This is a genomic window from Streptomyces sp. NRRL WC-3742 (genome assembly GCF_000720635.1).
Taxonomy (GTDB): Bacteria; Actinomycetota; Actinomycetes; order Streptomycetales; family Streptomycetaceae; genus Kitasatospora.
The window spans coordinates 69,596-78,909 of sequence record NZ_JOCF01000074.1 but is presented as its reverse complement, the minus strand read 5'-3'; the positions used below and the strand labels follow the sequence as shown (position 1 = coordinate 78,909).

Here is a 9,314-nt window from a genome sequence, read left to right as displayed (position 1 = left end):
CCACGCGGGTCTCGCCCTCCCCGTAGACCTTGTTCAGGCCGGTCGCGCGGGCGGCCGCCCGACCGGTACGGACGGCGGTTGCGGTCGACGTGGTCACGGGGTGCTCCTCGATGGCTCGCGGTTGTTGCTTCCATCGTCTGTGGACGATCATGGAATCTCGTCGCTCCGCCGAACGGTTGGAGCGACCACCGCTGGGCGTACACCGGGCCGGGGGTCTCCTCCTGCGGTATGACCTCACCCCTGAGGCGGCGGTGTGGCCGGAATGGATGCTCTCGGTGGCCGAATCGCCGGACTGTTCGTCAGATGGCAAGGAAACATGACAACTTCCCTGGCTGGGAACATGCGAAAGGACGATCCGGGCGACTAGGCTCTGGGGGTGGTTCGCCGGACGCCCGGATGGTGGAACGCAGACACGGGCAGCTTAAAACTGCTTGGCCGCGAGGCCGTGCCGGTTCGAGTCCGGCTCCGGGCACAAATTGTTCCATAGCCGTTGACCAGGGGGAACGGCCCGAAGCCCCCGGGAGCGCCGTCCCGTTGTGGGAGCACCGCGGGAGCGCCGGCGGCTCACGCGCGGCCGGCCGCGCGCTGGGTGCGGCGGGCGAGGGAGTCGACGACGACGGCGGCGAGCAGCACCGCGCCGGTGATCATGAACTGGATCGCGTTGCTCAGGCCCTCGATGTTCATCCCGGACTGGATCGAGCCGATCACCAGTGCGCCGAGCAGTGCCGACCAGGTCTTGCCGCGCCCGCCGAACAGGCTGGTGCCGCCGATGACGGCGGCCGCGATGGAGTTCATCAGCAGGTTGCCGCCGCCGGAGGTCTGACTGGCGGACTGGATCTGCGCGGCCAGGAAGAGGCCGCCGACCGCCGCCATGGTGGAGCAGACGCTGAAGACGCTGATCCTGATCCAGGCCACGTCGATACCGGCCCGGCGGGCGCCCTCGATGTTGCCGCCGAGCGCGAACACCTTGCGGCCGTACGTGGTGCGGCGCAGCACGAAGTCCAGCACCACGATGAAGATCAGGAAGATCAGCAGCGCCAGAGGCAGCCCCTTGTACTGGTTGAGGGTGTAGGCGGCGAGGAAGGCGATGACCGCCAGGACGACCGTGCGCACCACGATGTCGGTCATCGGCCGGTACGGCACACCGGCCGCGCGGCGCCGGGAGGCGTCGACGAGCGAGGCGACCAGGAACAGCGCGACGCCGACCACCGCCGCGCCGTAGGCGGCGGCCTGCTGGCCGTAGATGGTGGTGTAGAGCCTGGAGACGATGTCCTTGCCGGAGAGGTTGACGGTGCCGGTGGCGCCGAGCACCTGCAGCATCAGGCCGTTCCAGCCGAGGTTGCCGGCGAGGGTGACGACGAAGGCCGGGACGCCGACCTTGGCGAAGAACAGGCCGTGGATGACGCCGACGGCGGCGCCGCTCGCCAGGGCGACGAGCAGCGCGAGCCACTGGTTGACCCCGCTGTTGACGTTCAGGACGGCGAACAGGGCCGCGCACAGGCCGCTGACGTAGGCGACCGACAGGTCGATCTCGCCGAGCAGCAGCACGAACACGACGCCGAGCGCGATCATGCCGGTGCCGACGATCTGCTGGGAGAGGTTGGACAGGTTCTGGGCGGACAGGAAGCTGCTGTTGAGGGTGCCGAACACCACCCAGATGATGATCAGGGCCACCACCACCGGCAGCGAGCCGAGTTCACCGCTGCCGACGCGGCGGCGGAACTCGGCCAGGTAGCCCTTGATGCCCTCCTGGCGGACGATCAGCCGGGGGTCGACCGCGGGGGTGGCCTCGGGGGCCACCGGGACGGGGGCGTTGACGCCGCCGGTGGGCATGGAGTCCTCGGGCAGCGGGATGTGGTGGCGCTCGGGTTCGCCGCCGGGGGTGCTCCCCGGAATGTGGTCGCTCACTCGGAACCCTCCTGGCCCCTGGCCCTGCGGCGGGTCACGGCGTTGTCCGTGGCGCCGGTGATGGCCGAGATGATCTCTTCCTGGTTGGTGTGGCGCTTGTCGAAGACCCCGTTGTTGCGGCCGAGCCGCAGCACCGCGACGGTGTCGGCGACGGCCATCACGTCCGCCATGTTGTGGCTGATGAGGATCACGCCGTGGTCCTGCTCGCGCAGCCGCTCGACCAGGTCGAGCACCTGGGCGGTCTGCTCGACGCCGAGGGCGGCGGTCGGCTCGTCCAGCATCACGACCTTGGGCGAGCCGATCAGCGCGCGGGCGATCGCGACCACCTGGCGCTGGCCGCCGGACAGCGAGGCGACCGGGATCCGTACGCTGGGGATGCGGATGGAGAGGGTGTCCAGCAGCCCCCGGGAGCGCTTCTCCATGGCGACCTCGTCGAGGATGCCCAGGCGGCGGATCTCGCGGCCGAGGAAGAGGTTCCCGACCACGTCGAGGTTGTCGCAGAGCGCGAGGTCCTGGTAGACGGTGGCGATGCCCAACTGCTGGGCGTCCTGCGGGCGGTGGATGGACACCGGCCTGCCCTGCCACTCGATGACGCCGTCGTCGGGCTGGTGCACTCCGGCGATCGCCTTGACCAGGGTGGACTTTCCGGCGCCGTTGTCGCCGACCAGGGCCACCACCTCGCCGGTGCGTACCTCCAGTTCGATGTCGGTGAGCGCCTGGACGGCGCCGAACCGTTTGGAGACCCCGCGCAGGGCGAGTACGGTCTCACCTGCCACAGTGACCAACTCCCTTGCCCCGCCTCCCTCGTGGAGGCGGGGCGTGTTCGGCTTCGGAGGTCCGCCTGCTACTGGAGGCCGGCGGTCTTGCAGGCGGCGGCGTAGTCCGCCGTGCAGATCTGGTCGACGGTGTAGAAGCCGTCGGCGACCACGGTGTCCTTGACCTTGTCCTTGGTGACGACGATCGGGGTGAGCAGGTTGGCGGGCACCTTGTTGCCGCTGCCGTTGGTCACCGTGGTCGGCACGAGGGCGGAGTCCAGCGGCTTCCCGGAGGCGAGGCCGACCGCGATCTGGGCGGCTGCCTCGGTCTCCGGCTTGAGCGGCTTGTAGACGGTCATGGTCTGGGTGCCCACGACGATCCGCTGGATCCCGTCGAGCTGGGCGTCCTGGCCGGTGAGCGGGACGGCGAGGCCGGCCGCCTTCAGCGCGGTCGCGACACCGGCGGCCATGCCGTCGTTGGCCGAGTAGGCGCCGACCACGTTGGCCGCGCCGATCGCGGTGATCGCGGCGGCGGCCTCCTGGTTGGCCGTGTTCGGGTCCCACTGCGGGGTGTCGAACTCCTTGCCGATCTTCAGCTTGCCGTCGATCGCGCTGTGCGCGCCGGCCTTGAAGTCGGCCGCGTTGGGGTCGGTGGGCGAGCCGTTGATCATGAAGATCTCGCCCGCGCCGGCCTTGTCCCCGACCGCCGCCACCAGGGCCTGGCCCTGCAGCTCGCCGACCTTGTGGTTGTCGAAGGACACGTACGCGTCCACCGGGCCCTGGGCGAGCCGGTCGTAGGCGAGCACCTTGACGCCGGCGTCGTGGGCCTTCTGGACGGAGGACTGGATCGCCTTGGAGTCCACCGCGTCCAGGATCAGCACCTTGTCGCCCTTGGTGAGCGCGGTGTCCACCTGGGTCTGCTGCAGCGTCGCGTCCTGGTTGGCGTTGTAGTAGTCGATCTGTGCCTGCGGCGCCAGCTCCTTGATCTTCTTCTCGATCAGCGGGCGGTCGAACTGCTCGTAGCGGGTGGTCTTGGTCTCCGGCAGCAGCAGGCCGATCCGGACGGCTCCCACCGCGGCACCGCCGCTGGCGTTCGCGCTGCCGGAGGAACTGCCGCCGGAGGACTGCTTGGCGCTGCCGCAGGACGCGGCGCCCAGGCCGAGGGACACGACGGCGGTGACCGCGAGGACGCGGCGGAGCCCGATGCTCATGAAGATGCCTCTCCGGTTGAGTCCACCCCCACGCCTCCGAGTCTGGGAAGCTCCGGCCGCCGCGACGATCCAGGTGCGCCGAACGGGTTGCGGATTCGCCCGGGTGCCACCCGGCCGGTCTCGGGTGACGCGGCGCCCGGGGAGCCGGGTGACATTCGCCGGGAGCCGTTCACCGAATCCTCCTCGCGGAGTATCCCGGTATTTTTGCCAAGCCATTACCCTGATACACGGGCGGTGCAGTGCCGCCACGGAGGGAATGAGCAATGAGAAGCAGTAACCCGGTCTTCTCGCGGGAGGGGTCCTTCACCCGCGACTCCGGCTACGCGGGGTTCGGCGCGAACCAGCAGGCCGGGGCGCCGTACGGCCACAACCCCTACGCGGGCACGCAGTACGCCCAGCCGGCACCGGGCCAGGGCCCGATGACGGACGAGCAGCTGTACCAGATGTACAACGGTCCGACGGCCGGTCCGGGGGCCACCGGGCGGATGACCCTCGACGACGTGGTCGCCCGTACCGCGATGTCGCTGCTGGTCCTGGTCGCCAGCGGCGCGGCGGCCTGGCTGCTGCTGCCGTACAAGAACTTCGGCTTCGCGGTCGGCGCCTCGCTGATCGCGCTGGTCGTCGGTCTGGTCATCCAGTTCAAGTCGAAGATCAGCCCGACCCTGGTGCTGGTCTACGCGGCGCTGGAGGGCGTGTTCCTCGGGGCCCTGACGCACTTCCTGAACGTCCTGTACGAGGGCATCGCCGTCCAGGCGGTCCTGGGTACGGCGCTGGTGTTCGGCGCGATGCTGGTCGCCTTCAAGAGCGGCAGGTTCCGGGTCAGCGCGAAGGCTGCCCGGATCGGCGTGGCCGTCGGCCTGGCCTTCTCCGTCCTGCTGCTGATCAACTGCGTCGCCTGGGCGTTCGGCGGCGGCCTCAACACCTGGGGCGGCCCGCTGGGCGTCGGCATCGGTCTCGTCGGCATCGGCATCGGCGCGTTCTTCCTCGCGATGGACTTCACCGAGATCGAGCACGCCATCGCCCAGGGCGTCCCGCAGGAGGAGTCCTGGCGCGCCGCGTTCGGGCTCACCCTGTCGCTGGTCTGGATCTACATCGAGATGCTGCGCCTGATCGCCTCCCTGCGCGGCGACGACTAGTCGCACCCGCACCCCGCATCTCGCATCCTGCATCTCGCACTGCCGCCGGGCCCCGGAGCACACCGCTCCGGGGCCCGGCGGCGTTGCGGCCGGGGCCGGTTAGGCTCTCGGCATGCATGACGTACAGCCGTTGGTCGAAGCCGTCGAGGCGCTGTCGGACCGTTTCCGTTCGCTGCCGCAGAGCAAGCTGCTGGGCGCGGTGCCCGGGTACGCCTCGCGGGCGGCGGCAGGGCTGGCGCTGGCACGGGAGTTGGCCGGGGCGGCGCTGGCGGCGGAGGGGGAGCCGGCGCGGGAGGTGCCCGACGCCGGGGTGTTCGCGGTGGGGGACCAACTGGCCGTCGCCGGGCACGATCTGGCGGCCGCGCTGGCGGCCCTGCCCGAAGGGCCGGAAGCCGCAGGGGTGTTGGAGGGGGCGCTGGCCTCCGTGCGTGCGACGGCGGCGCTCTGCGGTTGACCGGGCCCGTGCACGCGGAAGGCCGGTCGAGTCGGTAACCCCGAGGACTCGGCCGGCCTTCGATCGTTCGTCGGCTGCTGTCAGATGCTGGCGACCACCCGGTCCGCCAGGACGTAGACGGCCTCCTCGTCGGTGGAGAAGGTCAGGGAGTACGAGCCGGAGAAGCGCGAGCCGCCGAGCAGCCGGACGTGCTCACCGGCGCGGACGGCGTCGATCAGCCGGTACGCGGCCTCGCGGTCGCCGGGGGCGACGCACAGGGTGGTGCCGTCCGCGAAGGCGTAGACGTCCAGGGTGCCGAGCGGGCCCGGGCGGACGTCGATCAGCGCGACGGCCTCCTCGGCGAGGGCGGCGAGGCGGGTGTCGGTCCACTCGCGCGAGGGCGCCTGGCTCGGGACGAAGTCGGGGTGCGAGGGGTGGCGGCGCGGGTCGGGTGCGGGGACCGGGGCCTCCTCGACGATCGGGTCGGCGTCCAGCAGTCCGGCCTCCAGGCCCGTGGCCAGCAGGTCGGCCTCGCGGCGGGCGCGGGCGTCCGTGGTGCTCTCCGCGGCCGGGTGGCCGGGGCGCAGCGGAACGCCGCCCTCGGGGCCGGGCTCGACGGGGCCGCCGTCGCCGTCGCCGATCAGGTCCTCCAGCGCGGAGCGCAGCGCCTCGCCGAACTCCGGGTCCATCGTCCCGGCGTTGTCGGCGGCCTCCTGCGGGCCGGTGGGGCGGGGGAAGAAGAGGGGCCACTCGTCGGTGCCGGTGAAGGCGCCGCCGGTGTAGGGGGAGTCGAACAGCGGCGCGTCCTCGGCCGCGCGGGCCTCCTGCTCGGCCCAGAACGCCCGGGCCTCGGTGATCTCCCGCTCGCGGTCGGCGGCGAGCGCCTCGGCGACGGCCCGGCGTATCGCGGCCTCGTCGACGGGTGCGGGCACGGCCGGGGCCGCGGCGTGTGCGTCCAGCCGGCGGGAGAGGCCCCGGAGGTGGAGCAGCACGGCGGTCGACACGGCGATGAGGATCAGCAGCAGGATGGCGTAGACGGCGCTCACGGAACGTACTCCTAGCGAGGAGTGGATCGGGGTTACGTCTCCACACTGCCGCATGTGGGGCTGTTACCGCAGTGGCGAATGTCTACTTTGTCCGTGACTTTCGCTCTTGTCCCCAAATTGTTAGGTACTGCCGTTCTACGCAGTGCAGTTGATCCGCTCCGCAGTGTCGACTTCCGGGCCGGTTTCGAGCGGAAAGAGGGCCGGATCGACCTCTCGGTGTGATCCGGCCCTCAATTACGCTGCGTCACTCCAAATGGGTGGTCCAGACCTCCTGGAGTTGCGGAACACCCGGGTGTGGTGTCAGCTCAGGCGCTCGATGACCATTGCCATGCCCTGGCCGCCGCCGACGCACATGGTCTCCAGACCGAACTGCTTGTCGTGCCACTGCAGGGAGTTGATCAGCGTGGTGGTGATGCGGGCGCCGGTCATGCCGAAGGGGTGGCCGACGGCGATCCCGCCGCCGTTGACGTTCAGCCGGTCCAGGTCGATGCCGAGGTCGCGGTAGGAGGGGATCACCTGGGCGGCGAACGCCTCGTTGATCTCGACCAGGTCGATGTCCCCGATGGACAGGCCGGCCCGCCGCAGCGCCTGCTTGGACGCCTCGACCGGGCCGTAGCCCATGATCTCGGGGGAGAGGGCGCTGACACCGGTGGAGACCACCCGGGCGAGCGGGGTGATGCCCAGCTCGCGGGCCTTGGTGTCGGACATGACGACCAGCGCCGCGGCGCCGTCGTTCAGCGGGCAGCAGTTACCGGCGGTCACGGTGCCGTCCGGACGGAAGACCGGCTTGAGGCCCGAGACGCCCTCCAGGGTGACGCCGGCGCGCGGCCCGTCGTCCGTGCTGACCACGGTGCCGTCCGGGGTCGTGACCGGGGTGATCTCGCGCTCCCAGAAGCCCGCCTTGATGGCCGCCTCGGCGAGGTTCTGCGAGCGCACGCCGAACTCGTCCTGCTCGGCGCGGGTGATGCCCTTGAGCGCGGCGAGGTTCTCGGCGGTCTGGCCCATCGCGATGTAGGCGTCCGGCAGCAGGCCGTCCTCGCGCGGGTCGTGCCACTCCCCGCCGCCCTCCTCGGCGCGCTTCTTCGTACGGGCCTGGGCCTCGTCGAAGAGCGGGTTCATGGTGCCCGGCATGCCGTCCGAGGTGCCGTGGATGCTGCGCGAGACGGTCTCGACACCGGCGGAGATGAAGACGTCGCCCTCGCCGGCCTTGATCGCGTGCAGCGCCATGCGCGTGGTCTGCAGCGAGGAGGAGCAGTAGCGGGTGACGGTGGCGCCGGGCAGGTAGTCCATGCCCATCTGGACGGCCACGATGCGGGCCAGGTTGTGGCCCTGCTCGCCGCCGGGCAGGCCGCAGCCGAGCATCAGGTCGTCGATCTCGCGCGGGTCCAGCTGCGGGACCTTGGCGAGGGCGGCCTGGATGATGTGGGCGGTCAGGTCGTCGGGGCGGACGTCCTTGAGCGAGCCCTTGAAGGCCCGGCCGATCGGCGAACGGGTGGCGCTGACGATGACGGCTTCGGGCATGACGGGCTCCTCGCTGGGTGACGGCGGACCTGACGTCCGGGAGGAAAGTTACCGTCTGGTAGATCAGGCGTCACCCGTACCGGCGTGTGAGCTGGCCGACGTGTTGCCGGGCAGGTCCGGAACCTTCTGCGGGGCGGCTCCCGGCCCGGGCGCGCCGATCCGCAGCCGGTGGCGCAGCAGGGCCCAGCGCCGGCCCGCGCCCTCCGCCTCCACGGCGGCGACCTCCGTGCCCGAGCGCCCCGCGGCCGCCGCGGCCGCCACCTCGACCGGCAGCACCGCCCCGACCGGGACGGGCGCGGCCGGGGGCTCCTCCTCCGGCCACAGGCCCAGGGCCGCGCAGACCGAGGGCAGCACGGCCATCGCGGCGGTCGCGTAGCCCTGGGCGGAGGGGTGGTAGCGGTCGGCCGCGAACATCTCCGGCCGGGCGGCGAACTCCGGGCCGAGCAGCGAGCCGAGCGAGACGGTCCGCCCGCCCGCCTCGACCACGGCGATGGTCTGGGCGGCGGCCAGCTGCCGGCTCAGCCGCCGGGCCACCCAGCGCAGCGGCGGGCGCACCGGCTTGATCGTCCCGAGGTCCGGGCAGGTGCCGACCACCACCTGGCAGCCGTTGGCGCGCAGCGCCGCGACGGCCTCGCCGAGGTGGCGTACGGCCAGCTGCGCCGGGCTGTGCCGGGTGACGTCGTTGGCGCCGATCATGATCACCGCGACGTCCGGGTGGTGCGGCAGGGCCTGCTCCAGCTGGCCGGACAGGTCGGCGGAGCGGCCGCCGGAGCGGGCCACGTTGACCAGCCGTACGGGCCGCTCGGCCACCGAGGCCAGGCCCGCGGCCAGCAGGGCCCCCGGGGTCTCGCGGCCGCGCAGGACGCCCAGGCCCGCGCCGGTGGAGTCCCCGAGGACGGCCAGGACGAGCGGCGGCTGCACCCCGGTCCGCTCCCCGGCACGTCCCACGGCCGGGCCGTCGGCGAACGCCTCGCCGTAGACGCCGTCCGCCTTGGGCGGGGTCGTCTCCAGGACGCCGATGGCCTGGACGGCGAGCCTGCTCTCGGTCAGCAGCACGCCGACCAGGCCCACGCCCAGCAGGCCGAGCCCGCCGCCGCCGTACGCGGCCGCGGTGGCGATCCGGCGGGCCACCCGGGCCCGTGAGTCCTGTGCGCCTGGCATCCGCTGCCCCCTTCACGTCCTCGTGGAGCCCCTCCGGGGCCACGGCAGTGCCTGTAACAGCGCTCTTACCCGCCCGGGGCTCAGGAGTACCGGCGGGGCTCCGCCATTGGGTGGAGCGCGGGTGGAGCGGGTGGCCACGCCAG

Annotated in this window: 8 protein-coding genes and 1 tRNA gene; 3 read left to right on the top strand and 6 right to left on the bottom strand. The window is 71.9% G+C overall.

Going from position 1 to position 9,314, the window contains the following annotated elements:
* Positions 1-390 precede the first annotated feature (390 nt).
* Positions 391-472, top strand: a tRNA-Leu gene (locus IH61_RS0132775).
* A 92-nt stretch (positions 473-564) separates the two neighbouring features.
* Here the strand turns inward: IH61_RS0132775 and IH61_RS0132770 are convergent.
* The 3 genes from IH61_RS0132770 to IH61_RS0132760 form a co-directional block, all read right to left on the bottom strand.
* On the bottom strand, positions 565-1,833 hold the full coding sequence (locus IH61_RS0132770; RefSeq protein ID WP_031076575.1) for a sugar ABC transporter permease: 1,269 nt from the start codon (positions 1,831-1,833) through the stop codon (positions 565-567).
* Between the two features lie 71 nt (positions 1,834-1,904).
* Positions 1,905-2,684 carry a sugar ABC transporter ATP-binding protein gene (locus IH61_RS0132765; RefSeq protein WP_031076573.1) on the bottom strand — a complete coding sequence of 260 codons (780 nt, stop codon included), beginning with the start codon at positions 2,682-2,684 and terminating at the stop codon, positions 1,905-1,907.
* A gap of 68 nt (positions 2,685-2,752) precedes the next feature.
* On the bottom strand, positions 2,753-3,874 hold the full coding sequence (locus IH61_RS0132760; RefSeq protein WP_031076572.1) for a sugar ABC transporter substrate-binding protein: 1,122 nt from the start codon (positions 3,872-3,874) through the stop codon (positions 2,753-2,755).
* 263 nt (positions 3,875-4,137) lie between these two features.
* Here IH61_RS0132760 and IH61_RS0132755 point away from each other — a divergent pair, with 263 nt between their 5' ends.
* Both IH61_RS0132755 and IH61_RS0132750 read left to right on the top strand, forming a co-directional pair.
* The gene (locus IH61_RS0132755; RefSeq protein WP_031076569.1) at positions 4,138-5,010 is read left to right on the top strand and encodes a Bax inhibitor-1/YccA family membrane protein; all 873 of its coding nucleotides are present in this window, start codon (positions 4,138-4,140) and stop codon (positions 5,008-5,010) included.
* Positions 5,011-5,122: 112 nt separating this feature from the next.
* Positions 5,123-5,464 (top strand): hypothetical protein, encoded by a 342-nt coding sequence (locus IH61_RS0132750; protein WP_031076567.1) that lies wholly within the window; start codon positions 5,123-5,125, stop codon positions 5,462-5,464.
* Positions 5,465-5,544: 80 nt separating this feature from the next.
* On the opposite strand, the gene IH61_RS0132745 is transcribed toward IH61_RS0132750, so the two are convergent.
* The 3 genes from IH61_RS0132745 to IH61_RS0132735 all read right to left on the bottom strand — a co-directional run bounded on the left by IH61_RS0132745 (position 5,545) and on the right by IH61_RS0132735 (position 9,171).
* Positions 5,545-6,489, bottom strand: coding sequence for a hypothetical protein (locus tag IH61_RS0132745; RefSeq protein ID WP_051838469.1), 945 nt, complete (start codon positions 6,487-6,489; stop codon positions 5,545-5,547).
* Between the two features lie 300 nt (positions 6,490-6,789).
* A complete protein-coding gene (locus tag IH61_RS0132740) occupies positions 6,790-8,010 on the bottom strand; it encodes an acetyl-CoA C-acetyltransferase (RefSeq protein ID WP_031076561.1) in 1,221 nt (406 codons plus the stop codon).
* 63 nt (positions 8,011-8,073) lie between these two features.
* Positions 8,074-9,171, bottom strand: coding sequence for an SGNH/GDSL hydrolase family protein (locus tag IH61_RS0132735; RefSeq protein ID WP_031076559.1), 1,098 nt, complete (start codon positions 9,169-9,171; stop codon positions 8,074-8,076).
* Positions 9,172-9,314: the final 143 nt, after the last annotated feature.

Excerpts from the sequence above, each read along its gene's own strand:
- IH61_RS0132760 (WP_031076572.1), bottom strand. The coding sequence starts at position 3,874 with ATGAGCATCGGGCTCCGCCGCGTCCTCGCGGTCACCGCCGTCGTGTCC.
- IH61_RS0132735 (WP_031076559.1), bottom strand. The coding sequence starts at position 9,171 with ATGCCAGGCGCACAGGACTCACGGGCCCGGGTGGCCCGCCGGATCGCC.
- IH61_RS0132770 (WP_031076575.1), bottom strand. The coding sequence starts at position 1,833 with ATGCCCACCGGCGGCGTCAACGCCCCCGTCCCGGTGGCCCCCGAGGCC.
- IH61_RS0132755 (WP_031076569.1), top strand. The coding sequence starts at position 4,138 with ATGAGAAGCAGTAACCCGGTCTTCTCGCGGGAGGGGTCCTTCACCCGC.
- IH61_RS0132750 (WP_031076567.1), top strand. The coding sequence starts at position 5,123 with ATGCATGACGTACAGCCGTTGGTCGAAGCCGTCGAGGCGCTGTCGGAC.
- IH61_RS0132740 (WP_031076561.1), bottom strand. The coding sequence starts at position 8,010 with ATGCCCGAAGCCGTCATCGTCAGCGCCACCCGTTCGCCGATCGGCCGG.